Below are 18,526 nucleotides of genomic sequence, written 5' to 3' on the forward strand. Positions count from 1 at the left end.
ATCGCAGCGGAATCGAGATGGGGCTCTGAATAGTTGGAAAACGTCAAAAAAGAGAGAGATATAGGAAAAGTGCACAACACGGCACCCCTGTATTTCTCTTTTTGCATAAAAACGGATAAATCGAAAAAAATAAAAAAAAACCTTGATTTTTCGCGTGCTTTCTTGTATACTAACAACTGTTGTGACATTGATAGCGTTGAAGCGCGAGGTTGCCGCTGAGAAACAGCGGGTTTTCCGTGGAGCGAATGTCAAGTTAAAGAAACTGGCGACAAGTCACTGTACCCACAATTAAGTCCACCTGTAAGAGTGGAAACGACCGTGTGCAAACATCAGGACACACACGGGTAAGTGTACAGTCACCGCTTGTCGTACTCGTAAAAGTGCGAAAAGGAGGCGACTTTTTTTATGGCAAGTCAAGTAATGAGAATTACACTGAAAGCGTATGATCATCAGTTAGTAGATGCATCTGCACAGAAAATTATCGAAACTGTAAAGAAGAACGGAGCAACGGTGAGCGGACCAGTACCGCTTCCAACGAAGAAAGAGGTAGTAACTATCCTTCGTGCAGTTCATAAGTACAAAGATTCCCGTGAGCAGTTCGAGCAGAGAACCCACAAGAGACTGATTGATATCATCGCACCTACCCAGAAAACAGTGGATGCATTATCAAGACTGGAAATGCCGGCTGGTGTTTACATCGACATCAAGATGAAAAACAAATAAGATCAGCTGCAAAAAGTCCGGGATCAGCCCCCGGCCATCAATTAAGTAAGCAATAGATGATATAGAAGCAACACTCATTCGAAGGAATCAACATCCCTAAGGGTCATAGTGTTCCACTTATATCAACTGTTCGCTAGAATGAACTTCTTTATAATAGGAAGTTCCGCTGTAGATAAAACAGGAGGTAAAAGGAATGAAGAAAGCAATTTTAGCTACAAAAGTCGGAATGACTCAGATCTTCGACGAAAACGGTGTTTTAGTACCGGTAACTGTATTGCAGGCAGGTCCGTGTGTTGTAACACAGGTGAAAACCGCAGACAACGACGGGTACAGTGCAATTCAGGTAGGCTTCGGCGAGAAGAAAGAAAACCGTGTGAACAAACCGATGAAAGGCCAGTTCGCAAAAGCAGGTGTTTCCTGCAAGAGATATCTGAAAGAGTTCAGATTTGAAGATGCCGAAACCTATACATTAGGACAGGAAATCAAGGCCGATATCTTTGGCGCAGGCGACAAAATCGACGCTACTGCAACAAGCAAAGGTAAAGGATTCCAGGGTGCCATCAAGAGACATGGTCAGTCCAGAGGACCTATGGCTCATGGTTCCAAATATCATCGTCACGCAGGTTCCAATGGTGCTTGCTCCGATCCGAGTAAGGTATTCAAAGGAAAAAGAATGCCAGGACAGATGGGTGGAAAGAAAATCACCGTACAGAACCTGGAAATCGTAAAAGTTGACGTAGAGAACAATTTACTGTTAGTCAAAGGTGCTGTACCAGGACCGAAAAAATCCATGGTTACCATCAAAGAGACAGTAAAATGCGGTAAATAAGTTCGTTGAAAGGAGGAACACACGTAATGGCTAACGTATCTGTATTAAATATGGAAGGCAAAGAAGTTGGCAGCATGGAGCTTAATGATGCAGTGTTCGGTGTAGAAATCAACGAGCATCTGGTACATCAGGCTGTAGTGCTTCAGCTTGCAAATAATCGTCAGGGAACTCAGAAAGCTAAAACCCGTTCCGAAGTAAGCGGTGGCGGAAGAAAACCGTGGAGACAGAAAGGAACAGGTCACGCAAGACAGGGTTCAACAAGAGCTCCTCAGTGGACAGGCGGCGGAGTTGTATTCGCTCCAGTACCAAGAGATTACTCTTTCAAAATGAACAAGAAAGAGAAAAGAGCTGCATTAAAATCCGTTCTGACAAGCAAAGTTCAGGAGAACAAATTCATCGTTCTTGATGAGCTGAAACTTGCAGAAGTTAAAACAAAAGAGATGAAGAAAGTGCTTGACAACCTCAAAGTAAACAACGCACTGGTAATCATCGGAGATGACAGCGAAAACGTAGCACTGTCCGCAAGAAACATTGCTGGCGTTCAGACTGCATCTGTTAATACCATCAACGTATTCGACATGCTGAAATACAACACCATCATCGCAACCAAAACAAGTGTTGCATCTATCGAGGAGGTGTACGCATAATGGCAGATATCAGATATTACGACGTAATCCTGAAACCAATCGTAACTGAGAAGAGCATGAATGCTATGGGCGAGAAGAAATACACATTCCTGGTTCACCCGGAAGCAAACAAATCTCAGATCAAAGAAGCAGTTGAGAAAATGTTCGAAGGAACAAAAGTTAAAAGCGTAAACACCATGAACATGGACGGAAAGAACAAACGCCGTGGAATGGTAGTTGGAAAAACTGCAAAGAGCAAGAAAGCAATCGTTGCTCTGACCGAGGACAGCAAAGACATCGAGATCTTCGAAGGACTTTAATTAGCAGCTGTTCGAAATATGCACACATAAGTGCGATACGAAATGAAAGGAGAACAAAGTAATGGGAATCAAAAGCTTTAACCCATATACACCTTCCAGAAGACACATGACCTCCTCTGATTTCAACGAAATCACGAAGAGCACACCGGAGAAATCTCTGGTAGTGTCCCTGAAGAAAAACGCTGGACGTAACAACCAGGGTAAAATCACTGTAAGACACCGCGGAGGCGGAAGCAGAAGAAAATACAGAATCATCGACTTTAAGAGAAGAAAAGATGATGTTCCGGCAACTGTTAAATCGATCGAGTACGATCCGAACAGAACAGCAAACATCGCTTTGATCTGCTATGCAGACGGCGAGAAAGCATACATCCTGGCTCCGGAAGGACTGAAAGTTGGCATGAAGGTTATGAGCGGCGCTGCTGCCGAAGTAAGACCTGGAAACTGCCTGCCGCTGTCCGAGATTCCGGTTGGTACCATGGTTCACAACGTAGAGCTTCATGCAGGCAAAGGCGGACAGCTTGTTCGTGCAGCTGGTAATGGCGCTCAGCTGATGGCTAAAGAAGGCAAATACGCAACCCTTCGTCTTCCATCCGGAGAGATGAGAATGGTTCCGATCAACTGCCGTGCATCCATCGGTGTTGTTGGAAATGGCGAGCACAGCCTGATCAACATTGGTAAAGCAGGACGGAAACGTAACATGGGTATCCGCCCGACTGTACGTGGTTCTGTCATGAACCCGAATGACCATCCACACGGTGGTGGAGAAGGAAAGACCGGTATCGGACGTCCGGGCCCGTCTACTCCTTGGGGAAAACCGGCTCTTGGCCTGAAGACCAGAGCAAAGAACAAGCAGTCTAACAAGTACATCGTAAGAAGACGCGATGGAAAAGCTTTATCGAAATAAGGAGGTAAACGATGTCTCGTTCATTAAAAAAAGGACCATTTGCAGATGAAAGCCTGTTAAAGAAAGTTGACGCTGCAAACGCTTCAGGAGATAAAACAGTCATTAAAACCTGGTCACGTCGTTCTACAATCTTCCCGTCATTCGTTGGACACACAATCGCTGTTCATGACGGAAGAAAACATGTGCCGGTATACGTTACAGAGGATATGGTTGGACACAAACTCGGTGAGTTCGTAGCAACCAGAACCTACAGAGGTCACGGCAAGGACGAGAAGAAATCCGGCGTCCGCTAAGTAGAATGATTTGAGAGAGGAGGTTTTTTAGCAATGGCTAAAGGACATAGAAGTCAGATTAAAAGAGCAAGAAATGCTAACAAAGATACCAGACCGTCTGCAAAGTTATCCTACGCTAGAATGTCTGCGCAGAAAGCTGGATTTGTTTTAGATGCAATCCGCGGTAAAGACGTAACAACCGCACTTGGTATTGTAACTTATAACCCGAGATATGCCTCCAGCGTAGTGAAAAAACTGCTGGAGTCCGCAATCGCAAACGCTGAGAACAACAACGGTCTTTCCAGAGAAAACCTGTATGTAGCTGAGTGCTTCGCTAACAAGGCTCCGACCATGAAGAGAATTCATCCGAGAGCACAGGGCAGAGCTTACAGAATCCTGAAGAGAAACAGCCACATCACGATTGTGTTAGACGAGAAATAAGGAGGACATGTCATGGGACAGAAAGTTAATCCACACGGCCTGAGAGTCGGTGTTATTAAAGACTGGGATTCCAAATGGTATGCCGAGGGTGATTTCGCAGATAACCTCGTAGAGGACTACAACATCCGCACATACCTGAAGAAGAAACTGTACAGCGCAGGTGTTTCCAAGATCGAAATCGAAAGAGCATCTGACAGAGTAAAAGTTATCATCTACACCGCAAAACCGGGCGTTGTTATCGGTAAAGGCGGAGCAGAGATCGAGAAAGTAAAAGCTGAAGTTCAGAAACTGACTGACAAAAAGCTTATCGTAGATATCAAAGAAGTAAAAAGACCGGACCGCGATGCACAGCTCGTTGCTGAGAACATTGCATTACAGCTGGAAAACCGTATTTCCTTCCGTCGTGCTATGAAGTCTACCATGCAGCGTACGATGAGAGCTGGCGCTAAGGGAATCAAAACATCTGTATCCGGACGTCTTGGTGGAGCTGATATGGCTCGTACCGAGTTCTACAGCGAGGGAACTATTCCGCTGCAGACCCTGCGTGCCGATATCGATTATGGATTCGCTGAAGCAGATACCACTTACGGTAAAGTTGGCGTAAAAGCATGGATCTACAATGGCGAAGTACTTCCAACCAGAACTAAAAAGGAAGGGAGCGAGAATTAATTATGTTAATGCCGAAGAGAGTAAAACGTCGTAAACAGTTCCGTGGTTCCATGAAGGGTAAAGCCCTCAGAGGAAACAAAATTAACTACGGTGAATTTGGTCTCGTAGCCCTTGAGCCATGCTGGATCAAATCCAACCAGATCGAGGCAGCCCGTATCGCCATGACACGTTACATCAAACGTGGTGGTAAAGTTTGGATCAAAATTTTCCCGGACAAACCAGTAACCGCACAGCCGGCTGAAACCCGAATGGGTTCCGGAAAAGGTTCTCTGGAGTACTGGGTAGCAGTAGTAAAACCAGGCCGTGTAATGTTCGAAATCGCAGGTGTTCCGGAAGAAACAGCCCGCGAGGCATTACGTCTTGCCATGCATAAGTTACCATGTAAATGCAAAGTTGTTTCTCGTGCAGACTTAGAAGGCGGTGATAACAGTGAAAACTAACGAATTTGTAAAAGATTTAAATACAAAGAGCGCAGCTGAGCTGAATGACGAATTAGTAGCTGCTAAAAAGGAACTCTTCAATTTAAGATTCCAGAATGCAACCAACCAGCTTGACAATACAAGCCGAATCAAAGAGGTTCGCAAAAATATTGCAAGAATCCAGACTGTTATTGCCCAGAAGGCAAACGCAGCTGAGTAATTAGGAGGAAAATATCGTGGAAGAAAGAAATCTTAGAAAAACTCGCGTGGGCAAAGTTGTCAGCGATAAGATGGATAAGACTATCGTGGTTGCCATCGAAGACCATGTAAAACATCCTCTGTACAAGAAAATTGTAAAAAGCACATATAAGCTGAAAGCACACGATGCAAACAACGAGTGCCATGTAGGTGATACCGTACGAGTTATGGAAACAAGACCTTTATCCAAAGATAAGAGATGGAGACTTGTGGAGATCGTTGAGAAAGCGAAATAAATAAGAGATCAGAATGCTAAAGGAGGAATACCAGCATGATTCAGCAGGAAACTAGACTGAAAGTCGCTGACAACACCGGTGCAAAAGAAATCTTATGCATTCGTGTTATGGGCGGTTCTACAAGAAGATATGCCAACATTGGTGATGTAATCGTTGCTTCGGTCAAAGATGCAACACCAGGCGGCGTTGTTAAAAAAGGTGACGTAGTAAAAGCTGTTGTTGTAAGAAGCGTAAAAGGCGCTCGTCGTAAAGACGGTTCTTACATCAAATTTGATGAGAACGCAGCAGTTATTATCAAAGATGACAAAACTCCAAAAGGAACCCGTATTTTTGGACCAGTAGCCAGAGAGCTTCGTGAGAAACAGTTCATGAAGATTGTTTCCTTAGCTCCGGAAGTATTATAGGAGGACAGCTATGTCAATGAAGATTAAAAAAGGCGATACCGTAAAGGTAATCGCCGGCAAAGATAAAGACAAAACCGGCAAAGTAGTCAGCGTTGACGTAAAGAACAACCGTGTTGTTGTTGAAGGCGTAAACATGATTACAAAGCATGAGAAACCGTCTATGAGCAATCAGCAGGGCGGAATCGTTAACAAAGAAGCTCCTATCGATGCATCCAACGTAATGCTGGTTGTAAAAGGAGTTCCGACCCGCGTTGGAATCAAAGTTGAGATGGTTGAGAAAAACGGCAAAACAAAAGCTGTTAGAACCCGCGTTGCAAAAGCAAAAGAGCTGAACGGCGCAGTAATTGATTAAGGAAGAGAGGAGGCAAAACCGTGAGTAGACTGAAAGATCTTTACAACGAGCAGATCGTTGATGCAATGACCAAAAAATTTGGATACAAAAACGTGATGGAAGTGCCGAAGCTCTCCAAAATCGTAATCAACATGGGTGTTGGTGAAGCTAAGGAGAACGCTAAACTTCTGGACGCTGCAATCAGTGATATGGAAGCTATCACCGGACAGAAAGCAGTTACCACGAAAGCGAAAAATTCCGTAGCAAACTTTAAAATCCGTGAGGGTATGCCGATCGGATGCAAAGTTACCCTTCGTGGCGAGAAAATGTACGAGTTCGCAGACCGCCTGATCAACCTGGCACTGCCTCGTGTACGTGACTTCCGCGGCGTAAATCCGAACGCTTTCGATGGCAGAGGAAACTATGCTCTTGGTATCAAAGAGCAGCTGATTTTCCCAGAGATCGAGTATGATAAAGTTGATAAAGTCAGAGGTATGGACATTATCTTCGTTACCACTGCTAACACAGATGAAGAAGCTCGTGAATTACTGACATTATTCAACATGCCATTCGCAAAGTAATAGGAGGAATTGATTCATGGCTAAAACAGCAATGAAAATCAAACAGCAGCGCAAAGCTAAATTCTCTACAAGAGAATACAATCGTTGCAGAATTTGTGGCCGTCCACACGCATATTTAAGAAAATACGGAATCTGCAGAATCTGCTTCCGTGAATTAGCATACAAAGGCCAGATTCCTGGCGTTAAGAAAGCTAGTTGGTAAAATTTTAGAAGGAGGCAAATTCAAATGAGTATGAGTGATCCGATTGCAGATATGCTTACAAGAATCCGTAACGCTAACACTGCAAAACATGATACAGTAGATGTTCCGGCATCCAAAATGAAAATCGCAATCGCTGATATCCTGGTAAACGAGGGATACATTGCAAAATATGAACTCAGCGATGAGGGTGCATTCCAGAATATGCACATCACCCTGAAATATGGCGCTGACAAAAACGAGAAGATCATCACCGGTCTGAAGAGAATCTCCAAACCGGGTCTGAGAATCTATGTTGGCAAAGATGAGCTGCCGAGAGTACTTGGCGGACTTGGAATCGCTATTCTTTCCACAAACCAGGGTGTTATCACCGATAAAGAAGCTCGTAAGCTGCAGGTCGGCGGCGAGGTTCTGGCATTCGTTTGGTAATAGAAACGAAACAAGGCAACTGAAAACAGAGAGAGCTTAAAGCTCTCTCCGAAAATCTAAGTTAATAGGAGGAAATTGGTATGTCACGTATTGGAAGACTGCCAGTGGCAATTCCTGCAGGTGTAACAGTAGACATCCAGGAAAACAACCACGTTGTAGTAAAAGGACCAAAAGGAACATTAGAGAGAACTCTCCCGTCTGAAATGACCATCAAACTGGAAGACGGACACGTAGTAGTTACAAGACCGAACGATCTGAAGAAAATGAAAGCTCTTCATGGTCTGACCAGAACTCTGATCCACAACATGGTAATTGGTGTTAGCGAAGGCTATACCAAAACACTGGAAGTAAACGGTGTAGGTTACAGAGCTGCAAAACAGGGCAACAAATTAGTTCTGTCTCTTGGATATTCTCATCCGGTAGAGATGATCGATCCGGAAGGACTCTCCTCCGCTGTAGACGGCAACAAGATCATTGTTTCCGGTATCAGCAAAGAGAAAGTTGGCCAGTATGCCGCTGAAATCAGAGACAAGAGAAGACCTGAGCCATACAAGGGCAAGGGAATCAAGTATGCTGATGAAGTGATCAGACGTAAAGTTGGTAAGACTGGTAAGAAATAATTAAGGAGAGTGTGAACATGATTAGTAAAGTATCAAGAGCGCAGATGCGCCAGAAAAAGCATAGAAGATTACGTAATCATATCGTAGGTACTGCACAGCGTCCGCGTCTGTGTGTATTCCGCAGCAATAACCATATGTATGCTCAGATTATCGACGATACGATTGGAAATACTTTAGTTTCTGCTTCTACTCTTCAGAAAGATGTTAAAGCAGAGCTTGAGAAAACCAACAATGTAGATGCAGCAGCATATCTTGGAACCGTTCTTGGAAAGAAAGCTGTAGAAGCAGGTATTACTGAAGTTGTATTTGACCGTGGCGGATTCATCTACCAGGGAAAAATCCAGGCATTCGCAGACGCAGCTAGAGAAGCTGGGCTGGTATTCTAAGAAAGGAAGGAAAAGAACACATGAAGCATACAATTATTGATGCAAGCCAGTTCGAACTGGAAGAAAAAGTCGTATCAATTAAGCGTGTTACAAAAGTTGTTAAAGGTGGTCGTAACTTCCGTTTCACAGCTTTAGTAGTTGTCGGCGACGGCAATGGACACGTAGGCGCAGGCCTTGGAAAAGCAGCCGAGATTCCGGAAGCTATCCGCAAAGGTAAAGAAGACGCTATGAAGAAACTGGTAAGCGTAGCAATCAATGAGAACGGAAGTATCACTCATGACTACGTAGGTAAATTCGGAAGCGCAGAGGTTCTGTTAAAGAAAGCTCCTGAAGGTACTGGTGTCATCGCTGGTGGCCCAGCCCGTGCCGTAATCGAGTTAGCTGGTATTAAGAACATCCGTACAAAATCCCTTGGATCCAGAAATAAGCAGAACGTAGTTCTGGCTACCATCGCTGGTCTGTCTGAGCTGAAGACTCCAGAAGAAGTAGCAAGACTTCGCGGCAAATCTACAAACGAGATCTTTGCTTAAGGAGGATGTGAAAAATGGCAGATAAATTAAAAGTAACACTGGTGAAATCCCCGATCGGATGTGTTCCGAAACATAGAAGAACCGTGGAAGCACTGGGTCTGAAAAAAGTTAACAAGACGGTAGAACTGCCGGATAACGCAGCAGTTCGCGGCATGGTTAATCAGGTTTCTTACCTGGTTAAAGTAGAAGAAGCATAAGGAGGTACCGTAATGGACTTATCTAATTTACAGCCGGCTGAAGGTTCCAGACAGAACGATAACTTCCGCAGAGGCCGTGGACATGGTTCAGGAAATGGTAAAACAGCAGGTAAAGGCCACAAAGGACAGAAAGCACGTTCCGGAGCACCGAGACCGGGATTTGAAGGTGGTCAGATGCCTTTATACAGACGTCTTCCGAAGAGAGGTTTCAAAAACAGAAACTCCAAGGAAATCGTTGGAATCAATGTAGATGCTCTGAATCGTTATGAGGACGGAGCTGTTGTAACCGTAGAAACTATGATTGAGACTGGTCTTGTTTCCAATCCGAGAGATGGCGTAAAAATCCTTGGAAACGGTGAAGTCACCAAAAAACTCACTGTAAAAGCAAATGCTTTCAGCGAGAGCGCAAAGGCAAAAATTGAAGCGGCAGGTGGAACAGTCGAGGTGATCTAATGTTTAAGACCTTTATCAATGCATTTAAGGTCAAAGATGTTCGTCGCAAAATATTTTATGTGCTTATGATGCTTGTTGTCATCCGGTTAGGCTCTCAGATGCCTGTACCGGGTGTCAATACAAGCTTTTTTGCGAATTATTTTGCAAATAATACGAATGAGGCATTCAGCTTCCTGAATGCATTCACGGGCGGCGGTTTCGACCGTTTCTCCATCTTTGCTCTGAGTATTACACCGTACATTACTTCTTCCATCATTATTCAGCTGCTCACCATTGCAATTCCACGACTTGAGGAAATGCAGCGTGACGGCGAAGAGGGAAGAAAGAAAATGACTGCGATTACTCGTTATGTGACAGTAGGTCTTGCATTGTTTGAGTCTGTTGCCATGGCAGTAGGCTTTGGACGCCAGGGACTCCTCACCACTTTTAACGCAGTTAATGTGATTGTTGTAGTGGCAGCTCTGACAGCCGGTTCTGCCTTCCTTATGTGGGTGGGAGAACAGATCAACGACAAGGGCGTTGGAAATGGTATTTCTATGGTCCTGTTAATCAACATCCTTTCCAGAATCCCGCAGGATATGGTAACCCTTTACGAAACCTTCGTAAAAGGCAAAACCATCGCGCGTGGTCTGCTGATGTGGATTATCATCGCTGTTGTGATCATCGCTGTTGTTGTGCTGGTACTGATCCTGAATGGCGCTGAGAGAAGAATTCCGGTACAGTATTCCAAGAAAATGGCCGGAAGAAAAATGGTTGGCGGACAGTCATCCAATATTCCGCTGAAGGTAAATACAGCGGGCGTTATCCCGATCATCTTTGCATCATCCATCATGTCTTTCCCATCGATTATCCTGTCGTTTGTCGGAAAGTCGGATATCAAAGGTATCGGCGGAACGCTGATCAAGATGCTGAATTCCAACAACTGGTTTGACAAAACCAATCCAGTTGCTTCGCTGGGCCTGATTCTCTACATTGTCCTTGTTATTTTCTTCGCTTATTTCTATACCTCCATCACCTTCAACCCGATGGAAGTTGCAGATAACATGAAAAAACAGGGCGGCTTTATCCCAGGCATCCGCCCGGGTAAATCCACGGTAGATTATCTGAACAATCTGCTCAGCTATATTATTTTTATCGGTGCAGCAGGTCTTACCATTGTTGCAGTGATTCCATTTTTCTTTAATGGATTTTTCAAAGCGAATGTATCCTTTGGAGGTACTTCTCTGATCATTATTGCCAGCGTAATTCTGGAAACCTTAAAACAGATTGAATCCATGATGCTGGTACGCAATTACAAAGGATTCTTAAACGATTAAGGCATAAGAGGGACTGTCTGGATAAGACAGTCCCTTTCTTTTGTTTAAAGCGCTTTTAAAGAGGCTTTAACAGAGAAAATTTTTGCTATTGTGGTTTATTTTATGGTATAATAGGGTAAATTACACGCAGTGGATTGCTGCAAATTCAAACATGGGAGGAAAAGCGCATGAAAATTATTATGTTGGGGGCACCTGGTGCCGGAAAAGGTACACAGGCAAAACAGATCGCTGCAAAATATGAGATTCCTCATATTTCAACCGGCGATATCTTCCGCGCAAATATCAAAGAGGGAACCGAGCTTGGAAAGAAAGCGAAAGCATTCATGGACAAGGGAGAACTCGTTCCGGACGAGCTGACCTGCGATCTTGTTGTAGACCGTATTTCCAAACCGGACGCAGCAAAGGGCTACGTGCTGGATGGCTTCCCAAGAACGATTCCGCAGGCAGAGGCACTGACGAAAGCCCTGGAAGCACGCGGAGAGAAAATTGACTACGCAATCAATGTAGAAGTACCGGATGAAAATATCGTTCACCGTATGGGCGGACGCCGTGCCTGCATCGGATGCGGAGCAACGTATCATGTAGAATTTAACGCACCAAAGGTAGAAGATGTATGCGATACCTGCGGCGGCGAGCTGGTTCTTCGTGATGACGATAAACCTGAGACCGTACAGAAGAGACTGTCTGTATACCATGCTCAGACACAGCCTCTGATTGACTACTATAAGAAAGCCAATGTTCTGGTGGAAGTTGACGGAACCCAGGATATCAACGTGGTATTTCAGGATATAGTAAAGATTTTAGGAGCGTAAAGGATGTCCATATCAATTAAAACTGCCCGGGAAATTGAAAAAATGCGCCGTGCCGGTGAACTGCTGGAGAAGGTACACGATGAATTAGGCCGCGCCATCCATCCGGGAATGTCAACCTGGGAAATCAACAAGCTCGGAGAAGAGATGATCCGCAGCTTCGGATGCACTCCCAACTTTTTAAACTATAATGGGTATCCGGCTTCAATCTGCGTTTCTGTGAACGAGGAAGTGGTTCACGGAATCCCAAGTAAAAAACGGATTCTGAAAGAGGGCGACATTGTCAGCCTGGATGCGGGACTTATCTATGAAGGATACCATTCCGACGCAGCCCGCACACACGCGGTCGGTGAGATCTCGCCGGAGGCAAGAAAACTGGTGGAAGTAACACGCCAGGCCTTTTTTGAAGGAATCAAATACGCAAAAGCAGGCCATCATCTTCATGAGATTTCGGCGGCGATCGGCGCATATGCAGAGAGCTTCGGCTACGGCGTTGTCCGTGATCTTGTGGGTCACGGTATCGGCACACACCTGCACGAAGACCCGGCGGTGCCAAATTTCGCACAGCCAGGCCGCGGCGTCCGTCTGCAGCCTGGCATGACGCTCGCCATCGAGCCGATGATCACAGCCGGAGGCTATGCAGTCAGATGGCTGGATGATGACTGGACCGTTGTGACAGAAGACGGCTCTCTTGCCGCACATTATGAGAACACGATTCTGATTACGGAGGGAGAACCGGAAATTCTGACACTTTCGCATACGTAGGAGGATTTATGAAACCGATTGTGAAAGGAATGTTTGCCAGAAGCCTGGCCGGCCACGATAAAGGAAAGCTGTATGTGATTTCGGATGTACAGGAGCCATACGTATTCCTGGTGGACGGAAAAATCCGTACCGCCAACCGGCCGAAAAAGAAGAAGCTGATTCACGTACAGCCGGATTACGAAATGACGGATGCGGTTCGTGATGAAGATATCCGTAAGGCATTAAAAGAAAAAAGTTGCAAAGAGTTGAAGGAGGATTAATCAATGTCTAAGGCAGATGTAATTGAAGTAGAGGGAACTGTCCTCGAGAAATTACCAAACGCAATGTTTAAAGTAGAACTGGAAAATAAACACGTTGTACTGGCTCATATCAGCGGAAAGCTGCGTATGAACTTTATCCGTATTCTTCCGGGAGACAAAGTAACCATCGAGCTGTCCCCATACGATCTGGACAAGGGACGTATTATCTGGAGAGATAAATAAGAAATACGATAAAAAAAGCCATCCGGCATGCCGGATGGCTTTTTCTCTGTATGTGTTTCTCTGTATTCATCCCCAATAACAGTAACCGTTCTACAGAACAAAGATTTCGATCACCGGCCTTCAGATTTCTGACAGCCACAAAGCAAGCACCAGTCTGCAAACCCTGCAGCATCCGCGGCGGCGGGCATCTGAATTTCTTTTCAGTCCCTTTTGAAACCTTCCAGATGTATTATGCAATATTTTAATAGAAAAAGCAATGAAAAAAGTATAAAATTTTATGAAAACTTTTTGTAAAAACCAGGAGAATTTGTGCACTTTTGAAACAAAATTTTTAAACCGTCAGAAAAAAAAGAAAAAGTGAAAAGACAGGAGAAAAGAGCGGCCGGAAAACCGTGAAAATGACAGATGAGGGCTCGAAAGCGACAGAAGAATATATGTTCGTGAATTCTGTGTGAAGTTGAAATATTTGGTTGAATTCTCAAAATAATGTGATACAATGCAATAGAGAAACTTTACGGGGAAATTTTACCGGGAAGGGTCTCCTGGGCGGTGTGGTAAAATCCATGCACCGGCAGAAATCAAGGAAACATTTTATGAAACAGCAGGCTGCAGTCTGAAAAATAATTCGGATCTGCAGCAATGGCATCGCTGCTCCTTACAGATAACAGGAAAGGAAAATGTGCAATGACAAAAATGGGAAAGAAAAAGAAAAAAGGCCTTGTTGCAGCATTGAGCGTAGTTGCAGTGATTGTTTTACTTGCCGCTGCATATGGAATCTTCTGTCTGATCATCGAGGATGACAAAATCTGGGCAGATGCTTCTATTAACGGAGTAAACATTCAGAGAATGAGCAAAAAAGAAGCTGCACAGACAGTGGAACAGAAGTTTGAAGAAGATTATAAAGATACAGCTGTTACCGTTGAGCTGGATGGTCAGCAGTATACGATGAATGTATTTCCAATGCTGGGGATGGATGCTTCCGCAGAAATTGAAAAAGCATATGAAAAAGGCCATGGAAATCTTCTGGTTCGCGGTCTGGAGTGGGTCGAGATGAAACGGGGAAAGGCAGAGAAACTTTCCTATGATGTGCAGCCGACTGTGGCCCATCCAGATGAGGTGGAAGGAATTGTACAGGCATCCGGCATTCAGGATTACAACTCCATGCAGGATACTACATATGAAGTAACAGATACCGGCCTGATCGTGCATAAAGGCATTTCCGGAACCAGACCGGATGTGGATGCTTTAAAACAGCAGATCCAGACGAATGTGACAGCAATGAATTTCCAGGATGTAATTTCCTGCCCGACGGCAGAAAATCAGCTGACGGAGCCGGATTTTGCCGGAATTGCAAGCCAGATTTATACCGAGCCGGTCAATGCGACGCTGGATCCGGACAACGGATATTCCGTTGTGGCATCGAAAAACGGAACCTCAATGGATGCGGACAGTGCGAAAGCCGAGTATGAGAGTGCAGAAGAAAATACGGATATCACGATTCCGTTTACCTTTACCGAGCCGGAGATTACAACCGAGAAGATGAACGCAAATCTGTTTAAAGACACGCTTGGAAGTTACAGCTCCAGCGCAGCAGGTGGAACGAGCGGAAGAATTCACAACGTCGGACTTACGGCATCTATCTGCAACGGACAGATCGTTCTGCCGGGAGAAACCTTCTCTTTTAATGGTGTCGTAGGTGATACAACGGCGGAAAAAGGATACCAGGAGGCAGCAGGCTATCAGGATGGCAAAGTCGTCCAGGTACTTGGAGGAGGCGAATGCCAGGTGTCTTCCACACTGTTTTCCGCTATTTTGTATACAGACCTTGATGTGTTGGAAAGAGCCAACCATTCGATGCCGGTACATTATGTGCCGTCAGGAATGGATGCAACCGTATTCTGGGATTCACCGGATTTCAAATTTGAAAATAATCATAAGTATCCGGTGAAAATTGTGATGAATATGGACAGCAGTGATACACTGACCGTAAAAATTCTCGGAACAAAAGAAAACGACTATACCATTGAGCCAAGGGTAGAGCAGATCGATGAGATGAGTAATGTAACGTATCGTGATTATAAAGATGCAAGCGGAAATGTAGTAAAATCAGAATCCGTATGCGCAAGCAAATACAAACCGCTGAACTCAGGATCATGATGCAAAAAAGATGTTACCTGTAAAAAACAGGCGGGACAGAGAAGAGAAATCTGTCCGGCCTGTTTTTTTCTTACCGGTGGGAGAGATGAAAAAATGCACAGAAAAAGAGCAAAAAAAAATGAAAAAATATGTAAAAAATTTCTTGCATTTCCGGGAACAAAATGCTATACTATAAAACGAACTTTTGCGCGTGGACTTTTTTCTAACCCACAAAAAGAAAACGCATTCCAAAAGTTTACAACAGAAAATTCCCCTACACGGGGCGCTAAGGAGCAAAGAAAGGAGGATTCATCATGAAGGTTAGATCTTCTGTAAAACCGATCTGCGAGAAATGCAAAGTTATCAAAAGAAAAGGTAGCATCAGAATCATTTGTGAGAATCCAAAGCACAAACAGCGCCAGGGCTAATCCGTCATTAGGCTTGATCGTAATTGTGCAGATTTTAAGTGCGGCTGCAGCGAGGACGCGCGTGAATGCGTTGTTCTGCTGTTAATATTATAAAGTGAGACACCTGGCAAGTTGCAGCCAGGACACCTCCGGCGGGTGGACGCGCGGAGCGCAGACATCCCTTATAATATTGCTTAATACTCCGATCTGTCAGGTGGCAGAAGGAGAAAGGTCGTGCGAACACGGCTGGATACACGCATACCTGTATCCCAATTAGGAAAATATTAATGTTTTAGAAAAATGGAGGACAAAGTACATGGCTCGTATAGCTGGTGTAGACTTACCAAGAGACAAACGTGTTGAGATTGGTCTGACCTATATCTACGGAATCGGTAGAACAAGTGCAGATCGTATCTTAAAAGAAGCTGGAGTAAATCCGGACACACGCTGCAGAGATTTGACAGACGATGAAGTAAAGAGACTCAGCGCAGTTATCGATGAGAGTCAGGTTGTAGAAGGAGATCTTCGTAGAGAAATCGCTATGAACATCAAACGTCTGCAGGAGATCGGATGCTACAGAGGTATCCGTCATCGTAAAGGCCTTCCGGTTCGTGGTCAGAAAACAAAGACCAACGCAAGAACCCGCAAAGGTCCTAAGAGAACTGTTGCAAATAAGAAGAAATAATTTAACCAGTAGTCCAATATAAGATTAAGAAAGTGTAGGTTAGTTTTAAAATGGCAAAAGTGACAAAGAAAACGACAAAACGTCGTGTCAGAAAAAACGTTGAACACGGACAGGCACATATCCAGTCTTCCTTCAATAATACAATCGTAACACTGACTGATGCAGAAGGAAATGCTCTTTCTTGGGCAAGTGCCGGCGGTCTGGGATTTAGAGGTTCAAGAAAATCTACTCCATACGCAGCTCAGATGGCTGCAGAAACTGCTACCAAAGCAGCGCTGGTTCATGGCTTAAAGACTGTTGACGTTATGGTAAAAGGACCAGGATCAGGTCGTGAAGCTGCAATCCGTGCCCTTCAGGCATGCGGTCTTGAAGTTACAAGCATCCGCGACGTAACACCGGTTCCGCACAACGGATGCCGCCCACCAAAACGTAGAAGAGTCTGATTAGGAGGTTAAGAACATGGCAGTAAATAGAGTACCAGTCCTGAAAAGATGCAGATCCCTCGGAATGGATCCTGTATATCTTGGAATTGATAAGAAGTCCACAAGACAGCTGAAAAGAGCAAACAGAAAAATGTCTGAGTATGGTCTTCAGTTAAGAGAAAAACAGAAAGCAAAATTCATCTACGGCGTTCTGGAGAAACCTTTTGTTAACTATTACAAAAAGGCTGACAGAATGGAAGGACAGACTGGTGAGAACCTGATGATCCTTCTTGAGCTCCGTCTGGACAACGTTCTGTTCCGTATGGGAATGGCTAGAACCAGAAAAGAAGCACGTCAGATCGTTGACCACAAACACGTTCTGGTTAACGGCAAACAGGTAAATATCCCGTCTTACCTTGTAAGCGCTGGTGATACCATCGAAATCAAAGAGGGTAAAAAATCCTCTCAGAGATATAAAGACATCGTAGAGGTTACAGGCGGCCGTCTGACTCCGGAATGGATCGAGGCTGATCTTGAGGCACTCAAAGGTGTTGTAAAAGAGCGTCCTACCCGCGAAATGATCGATGTTCCGGTTGACGAAGTGCAGATCGTCGAGCTGTATTCTAAATAAAGAATCGCCATACGCGGAAGGCTTTATTCCCATGAGTAATGAGCCAACCAATTTAAAAGGAGGGGCTTTCGAGTGTTTGATTTTAACAAACCGAAAATTGAAATTACTGAGATTTCTGATGACAAGAAGTACGGCAGATTTGTGGTTGAACCTCTGGAAAGAGGCTACGGTATCACATTAGGTAATTCTCTTCGCAGAATTATGCTTTCTTCCCTCCCTGGAGCAGCAGTAAGCCAGGTTAAAATCGAGGGCGTTCTTCATGAATTCAGCTCCATCCCTGGAGTAAAAGAAGACGTTACAGAAATCATCATGAACCTGAAGAGCCTTGCAATCCGCAATAACAGCGAAACCAACGAAGCAAAAGTTGCTTATATTGAGTTCGAGGGCGAGGGAGTTGTAAGAGCATCCGATATTCAGGTAGATCAGGATATTGAGATCATGAATCCGGATCAGGTAATCGCAACCCTGAACGGCGGCCCGGACAGCAAGCTGTACATGGAGCTGACGATCACAAAAGGCCGCGGTTATATCAGTGCTGACAAAGGCAAGAGCGATGACATGCCGATCGGCGTTCTCGCTGTGGATGCTATCTATACACCGGTTGAGCGTGTAAACCTTAAAGTGGAGAACACCCGTGTAGGTCAGATTACCGATTACGATAAACTGACACTGGATGTTTACACCAGAGGAACACTGGATCCGGATGAGGCAGTCAGCCTGGCAGCTAAGGTTTTAAGCGAGCATCTGAAACTCTTCATCGATCTGTCTGAGAATGCGAAGACAGCAGAAGTTATGATCGAGAAAGAGGACAATGAGAAAGAGAAAGTTCTGGAGATGAACATCGACGAGCTTGAGCTTTCCGTGCGTTCCTATAACTGCTTGAAACGTGCCGGTATCAATACCGTAGAAGAGCTGTGCAACAAAACTTCCGAAGACATGATGAAGGTTCGTAACCTGGGCCGCAAGTCTCTGGAAGAGGTACTTGCAAAGCTGAAAGAACTGGGACTGTCACTGAGTCCTGGGGACGGAGAATAAATCACAGC

Annotated in this window: 33 protein-coding genes; all 33 read left to right on the plus strand. The window is 44.7% G+C overall.

Annotation, left to right across the window (positions count from 1 at the left end):
- Positions 1-405 precede the first annotated feature (405 nt).
- The 33 genes from rpsJ to DWY63_RS03660 all read left to right on the plus strand — a co-directional run bounded on the left by rpsJ (position 406) and on the right by DWY63_RS03660 (position 18,518).
- Positions 406-723: a 30S ribosomal protein S10 gene (gene rpsJ, locus DWY63_RS03500; RefSeq protein WP_117510469.1), complete on the plus strand. Its 318-nt coding sequence runs from the start codon at positions 406-408 to the stop codon at positions 721-723.
- Positions 724-916: 193 nt separating this feature from the next.
- A complete protein-coding gene (gene rplC, locus DWY63_RS03505) occupies positions 917-1,552 on the plus strand; it encodes a 50S ribosomal protein L3 (protein ID WP_022461666.1) in 636 nt (211 codons plus the stop codon).
- Between the two features lie 26 nt (positions 1,553-1,578).
- Positions 1,579-2,199 (plus strand): 50S ribosomal protein L4, encoded by a 621-nt coding sequence (gene rplD / locus DWY63_RS03510; RefSeq protein WP_055220759.1) that lies wholly within the window; start codon positions 1,579-1,581, stop codon positions 2,197-2,199.
- On the plus strand, positions 2,199-2,498 hold the full coding sequence (gene rplW / locus DWY63_RS03515; RefSeq protein WP_055220757.1) for a 50S ribosomal protein L23: 300 nt from the start codon (positions 2,199-2,201) through the stop codon (positions 2,496-2,498). Before rplD ends, rplW begins: the two co-directional genes overlap by 1 nt.
- A gap of 61 nt (positions 2,499-2,559) precedes the next feature.
- Positions 2,560-3,405, plus strand: coding sequence for a 50S ribosomal protein L2 (rplB, locus tag DWY63_RS03520; protein WP_117510470.1), 846 nt, complete (start codon positions 2,560-2,562; stop codon positions 3,403-3,405).
- A gap of 11 nt (positions 3,406-3,416) precedes the next feature.
- The gene (gene rpsS, locus DWY63_RS03525) at positions 3,417-3,698 is read left to right on the plus strand and encodes a 30S ribosomal protein S19 (protein WP_022461662.1); all 282 of its coding nucleotides are present in this window, start codon (positions 3,417-3,419) and stop codon (positions 3,696-3,698) included.
- Positions 3,699-3,731: 33 nt separating this feature from the next.
- The gene (gene rplV / locus DWY63_RS03530) at positions 3,732-4,118 is read left to right on the plus strand and encodes a 50S ribosomal protein L22 (protein ID WP_022461661.1); all 387 of its coding nucleotides are present in this window, start codon (positions 3,732-3,734) and stop codon (positions 4,116-4,118) included.
- A gap of 12 nt (positions 4,119-4,130) precedes the next feature.
- The gene (rpsC, locus tag DWY63_RS03535; RefSeq protein ID WP_022461660.1) at positions 4,131-4,787 is read left to right on the plus strand and encodes a 30S ribosomal protein S3; all 657 of its coding nucleotides are present in this window, start codon (positions 4,131-4,133) and stop codon (positions 4,785-4,787) included.
- Positions 4,788-4,789: 2 nt separating this feature from the next.
- On the plus strand, positions 4,790-5,227 hold the full coding sequence (gene rplP / locus DWY63_RS03540) for a 50S ribosomal protein L16 (RefSeq protein ID WP_022461659.1): 438 nt from the start codon (positions 4,790-4,792) through the stop codon (positions 5,225-5,227).
- The gene (gene rpmC, locus DWY63_RS03545) at positions 5,217-5,426 is read left to right on the plus strand and encodes a 50S ribosomal protein L29 (RefSeq protein WP_022461658.1); all 210 of its coding nucleotides are present in this window, start codon (positions 5,217-5,219) and stop codon (positions 5,424-5,426) included. The genes rplP and rpmC overlap by 11 nt, the downstream gene beginning before the upstream one ends.
- 16 nt (positions 5,427-5,442) lie before the next feature.
- On the plus strand, positions 5,443-5,700 hold the full coding sequence (gene rpsQ / locus DWY63_RS03550; protein WP_022461657.1) for a 30S ribosomal protein S17: 258 nt from the start codon (positions 5,443-5,445) through the stop codon (positions 5,698-5,700).
- 35 nt (positions 5,701-5,735) lie between these two features.
- The gene (gene rplN / locus DWY63_RS03555; RefSeq protein WP_022461656.1) at positions 5,736-6,104 is read left to right on the plus strand and encodes a 50S ribosomal protein L14; all 369 of its coding nucleotides are present in this window, start codon (positions 5,736-5,738) and stop codon (positions 6,102-6,104) included.
- Positions 6,105-6,114: 10 nt separating this feature from the next.
- Positions 6,115-6,456, plus strand: a complete 342-nt coding sequence (gene rplX, locus DWY63_RS03560; protein WP_022461655.1) for a 50S ribosomal protein L24 — start codon at positions 6,115-6,117, stop codon at positions 6,454-6,456.
- A 20-nt stretch (positions 6,457-6,476) separates the two neighbouring features.
- The gene (gene rplE, locus DWY63_RS03565; protein WP_022461654.1) at positions 6,477-7,016 is read left to right on the plus strand and encodes a 50S ribosomal protein L5; all 540 of its coding nucleotides are present in this window, start codon (positions 6,477-6,479) and stop codon (positions 7,014-7,016) included.
- Positions 7,017-7,032: 16 nt separating this feature from the next.
- Entirely contained in the window at positions 7,033-7,218 is a 186-nt protein-coding gene (locus DWY63_RS03570; protein ID WP_022461653.1) for a type Z 30S ribosomal protein S14, read from the plus strand.
- A gap of 24 nt (positions 7,219-7,242) precedes the next feature.
- Positions 7,243-7,644, plus strand: a complete 402-nt coding sequence (rpsH, locus tag DWY63_RS03575) for a 30S ribosomal protein S8 (protein WP_022461652.1) — start codon at positions 7,243-7,245, stop codon at positions 7,642-7,644.
- Between the two features lie 80 nt (positions 7,645-7,724).
- A complete protein-coding gene (gene rplF / locus DWY63_RS03580) occupies positions 7,725-8,264 on the plus strand; it encodes a 50S ribosomal protein L6 (RefSeq protein WP_022461651.1) in 540 nt (179 codons plus the stop codon).
- A gap of 17 nt (positions 8,265-8,281) precedes the next feature.
- Positions 8,282-8,650, plus strand: a complete 369-nt coding sequence (gene rplR / locus DWY63_RS03585) for a 50S ribosomal protein L18 (protein ID WP_022461650.1) — start codon at positions 8,282-8,284, stop codon at positions 8,648-8,650.
- Between the two features lie 20 nt (positions 8,651-8,670).
- Positions 8,671-9,180 carry a 30S ribosomal protein S5 gene (gene rpsE, locus DWY63_RS03590; protein WP_022461649.1) on the plus strand — a complete coding sequence of 170 codons (510 nt, stop codon included), beginning with the start codon at positions 8,671-8,673 and terminating at the stop codon, positions 9,178-9,180.
- Between the two features lie 14 nt (positions 9,181-9,194).
- Complete coding sequence (rpmD, locus tag DWY63_RS03595; RefSeq protein ID WP_022461648.1) at positions 9,195-9,377, plus strand: 50S ribosomal protein L30; 183 nt, start codon at positions 9,195-9,197, stop codon at positions 9,375-9,377.
- 12 nt (positions 9,378-9,389) lie between these two features.
- Positions 9,390-9,830: a 50S ribosomal protein L15 gene (gene rplO, locus DWY63_RS03600; protein ID WP_022461647.1), complete on the plus strand. Its 441-nt coding sequence runs from the start codon at positions 9,390-9,392 to the stop codon at positions 9,828-9,830.
- Positions 9,830-11,146, plus strand: coding sequence for a preprotein translocase subunit SecY (gene secY, locus DWY63_RS03605; RefSeq protein ID WP_022461646.1), 1,317 nt, complete (start codon positions 9,830-9,832; stop codon positions 11,144-11,146). Before rplO ends, secY begins: the two co-directional genes overlap by 1 nt.
- Positions 11,147-11,313: 167 nt before the next feature.
- Complete coding sequence (locus tag DWY63_RS03610; RefSeq protein WP_022461645.1) at positions 11,314-11,958, plus strand: adenylate kinase; 645 nt, start codon at positions 11,314-11,316, stop codon at positions 11,956-11,958.
- Positions 11,959-11,961: 3 nt separating this feature from the next.
- Positions 11,962-12,720: a type I methionyl aminopeptidase gene (gene map, locus DWY63_RS03615; protein ID WP_117801366.1), complete on the plus strand. Its 759-nt coding sequence runs from the start codon at positions 11,962-11,964 to the stop codon at positions 12,718-12,720.
- An 8-nt stretch (positions 12,721-12,728) separates the two neighbouring features.
- The gene (locus DWY63_RS03620; RefSeq protein WP_022461643.1) at positions 12,729-12,980 is read left to right on the plus strand and encodes a KOW domain-containing RNA-binding protein; all 252 of its coding nucleotides are present in this window, start codon (positions 12,729-12,731) and stop codon (positions 12,978-12,980) included.
- A 3-nt stretch (positions 12,981-12,983) separates the two neighbouring features.
- The gene (infA, locus tag DWY63_RS03625) at positions 12,984-13,202 is read left to right on the plus strand and encodes a translation initiation factor IF-1 (RefSeq protein ID WP_022461642.1); all 219 of its coding nucleotides are present in this window, start codon (positions 12,984-12,986) and stop codon (positions 13,200-13,202) included.
- 684 nt (positions 13,203-13,886) lie between these two features.
- A complete protein-coding gene (locus DWY63_RS03630; protein WP_158568315.1) occupies positions 13,887-15,359 on the plus strand; it encodes a VanW family protein in 1,473 nt (490 codons plus the stop codon).
- A gap of 93 nt (positions 15,360-15,452) precedes the next feature.
- A complete protein-coding gene (locus DWY63_RS03635) occupies positions 15,453-15,656 on the plus strand; it encodes a hypothetical protein (RefSeq protein WP_055220743.1) in 204 nt (67 codons plus the stop codon).
- Entirely contained in the window at positions 15,653-15,766 is a 114-nt protein-coding gene (gene rpmJ / locus DWY63_RS03640) for a 50S ribosomal protein L36 (protein WP_003022746.1), read from the plus strand. Before DWY63_RS03635 ends, rpmJ begins: the two co-directional genes overlap by 4 nt.
- A gap of 295 nt (positions 15,767-16,061) precedes the next feature.
- Positions 16,062-16,430, plus strand: a complete 369-nt coding sequence (rpsM, locus tag DWY63_RS03645; RefSeq protein WP_022461573.1) for a 30S ribosomal protein S13 — start codon at positions 16,062-16,064, stop codon at positions 16,428-16,430.
- A 50-nt stretch (positions 16,431-16,480) separates the two neighbouring features.
- Positions 16,481-16,873 (plus strand): 30S ribosomal protein S11, encoded by a 393-nt coding sequence (rpsK, locus tag DWY63_RS03650; protein WP_022461574.1) that lies wholly within the window; start codon positions 16,481-16,483, stop codon positions 16,871-16,873.
- Positions 16,874-16,889: 16 nt separating this feature from the next.
- Positions 16,890-17,483, plus strand: coding sequence for a 30S ribosomal protein S4 (gene rpsD / locus DWY63_RS03655; protein ID WP_022461575.1), 594 nt, complete (start codon positions 16,890-16,892; stop codon positions 17,481-17,483).
- A gap of 72 nt (positions 17,484-17,555) precedes the next feature.
- Positions 17,556-18,518, plus strand: coding sequence for a DNA-directed RNA polymerase subunit alpha (locus DWY63_RS03660; RefSeq protein WP_022461576.1), 963 nt, complete (start codon positions 17,556-17,558; stop codon positions 18,516-18,518).
- Positions 18,519-18,526 lie beyond the last annotated feature (8 nt).

It is taken from the genome of Blautia sp. AF26-2 (assembly GCF_003460955.1).
GTDB classification, from domain to species: domain Bacteria; phylum Bacillota; class Clostridia; order Lachnospirales; family Lachnospiraceae; genus Fusicatenibacter; species Fusicatenibacter saccharivorans.

Excerpts from the sequence above, each read along its gene's own strand:
- rpsD (WP_022461575.1), top strand. The coding sequence starts at position 16,890 with ATGGCAGTAAATAGAGTACCAGTCCTGAAAAGATGCAGATCCCTCGGA.
- rplD (WP_055220759.1), top strand. The coding sequence starts at position 1,579 with ATGGCTAACGTATCTGTATTAAATATGGAAGGCAAAGAAGTTGGCAGC.
- rpmJ (WP_003022746.1), top strand. The coding sequence starts at position 15,653 with ATGAAGGTTAGATCTTCTGTAAAACCGATCTGCGAGAAATGCAAAGTT.
- rplR (WP_022461650.1), top strand. The coding sequence starts at position 8,282 with ATGATTAGTAAAGTATCAAGAGCGCAGATGCGCCAGAAAAAGCATAGA.
- map (WP_117801366.1), top strand. The coding sequence starts at position 11,962 with ATGTCCATATCAATTAAAACTGCCCGGGAAATTGAAAAAATGCGCCGT.
- DWY63_RS03570 (WP_022461653.1), top strand. The coding sequence starts at position 7,033 with ATGGCTAAAACAGCAATGAAAATCAAACAGCAGCGCAAAGCTAAATTC.
- DWY63_RS03620 (WP_022461643.1), top strand. The coding sequence starts at position 12,729 with ATGAAACCGATTGTGAAAGGAATGTTTGCCAGAAGCCTGGCCGGCCAC.
- rpsC (WP_022461660.1), top strand. The coding sequence starts at position 4,131 with ATGGGACAGAAAGTTAATCCACACGGCCTGAGAGTCGGTGTTATTAAA.
- rplX (WP_022461655.1), top strand. The coding sequence starts at position 6,115 with ATGTCAATGAAGATTAAAAAAGGCGATACCGTAAAGGTAATCGCCGGC.
- rpsK (WP_022461574.1), top strand. The coding sequence starts at position 16,481 with ATGGCAAAAGTGACAAAGAAAACGACAAAACGTCGTGTCAGAAAAAAC.
- rplW (WP_055220757.1), top strand. The coding sequence starts at position 2,199 with ATGGCAGATATCAGATATTACGACGTAATCCTGAAACCAATCGTAACT.
- rplC (WP_022461666.1), top strand. The coding sequence starts at position 917 with ATGAAGAAAGCAATTTTAGCTACAAAAGTCGGAATGACTCAGATCTTC.
- DWY63_RS03610 (WP_022461645.1), top strand. The coding sequence starts at position 11,314 with ATGAAAATTATTATGTTGGGGGCACCTGGTGCCGGAAAAGGTACACAG.
- rpsM (WP_022461573.1), top strand. The coding sequence starts at position 16,062 with ATGGCTCGTATAGCTGGTGTAGACTTACCAAGAGACAAACGTGTTGAG.
- rpsE (WP_022461649.1), top strand. The coding sequence starts at position 8,671 with ATGAAGCATACAATTATTGATGCAAGCCAGTTCGAACTGGAAGAAAAA.
- rplP (WP_022461659.1), top strand. The coding sequence starts at position 4,790 with ATGTTAATGCCGAAGAGAGTAAAACGTCGTAAACAGTTCCGTGGTTCC.
- rplV (WP_022461661.1), top strand. The coding sequence starts at position 3,732 with ATGGCTAAAGGACATAGAAGTCAGATTAAAAGAGCAAGAAATGCTAAC.
- rpsJ (WP_117510469.1), top strand. The coding sequence starts at position 406 with ATGGCAAGTCAAGTAATGAGAATTACACTGAAAGCGTATGATCATCAG.
- infA (WP_022461642.1), top strand. The coding sequence starts at position 12,984 with ATGTCTAAGGCAGATGTAATTGAAGTAGAGGGAACTGTCCTCGAGAAA.
- secY (WP_022461646.1), top strand. The coding sequence starts at position 9,830 with ATGTTTAAGACCTTTATCAATGCATTTAAGGTCAAAGATGTTCGTCGC.
- rpmD (WP_022461648.1), top strand. The coding sequence starts at position 9,195 with ATGGCAGATAAATTAAAAGTAACACTGGTGAAATCCCCGATCGGATGT.
- rpsH (WP_022461652.1), top strand. The coding sequence starts at position 7,243 with ATGAGTATGAGTGATCCGATTGCAGATATGCTTACAAGAATCCGTAAC.
- rplN (WP_022461656.1), top strand. The coding sequence starts at position 5,736 with ATGATTCAGCAGGAAACTAGACTGAAAGTCGCTGACAACACCGGTGCA.
- DWY63_RS03635 (WP_055220743.1), top strand. The coding sequence starts at position 15,453 with ATGCACAGAAAAAGAGCAAAAAAAAATGAAAAAATATGTAAAAAATTT.
- rpsS (WP_022461662.1), top strand. The coding sequence starts at position 3,417 with ATGTCTCGTTCATTAAAAAAAGGACCATTTGCAGATGAAAGCCTGTTA.
- rplF (WP_022461651.1), top strand. The coding sequence starts at position 7,725 with ATGTCACGTATTGGAAGACTGCCAGTGGCAATTCCTGCAGGTGTAACA.
- rplO (WP_022461647.1), top strand. The coding sequence starts at position 9,390 with ATGGACTTATCTAATTTACAGCCGGCTGAAGGTTCCAGACAGAACGAT.
- DWY63_RS03630 (WP_158568315.1), top strand. The coding sequence starts at position 13,887 with ATGACAAAAATGGGAAAGAAAAAGAAAAAAGGCCTTGTTGCAGCATTG.
- rplB (WP_117510470.1), top strand. The coding sequence starts at position 2,560 with ATGGGAATCAAAAGCTTTAACCCATATACACCTTCCAGAAGACACATG.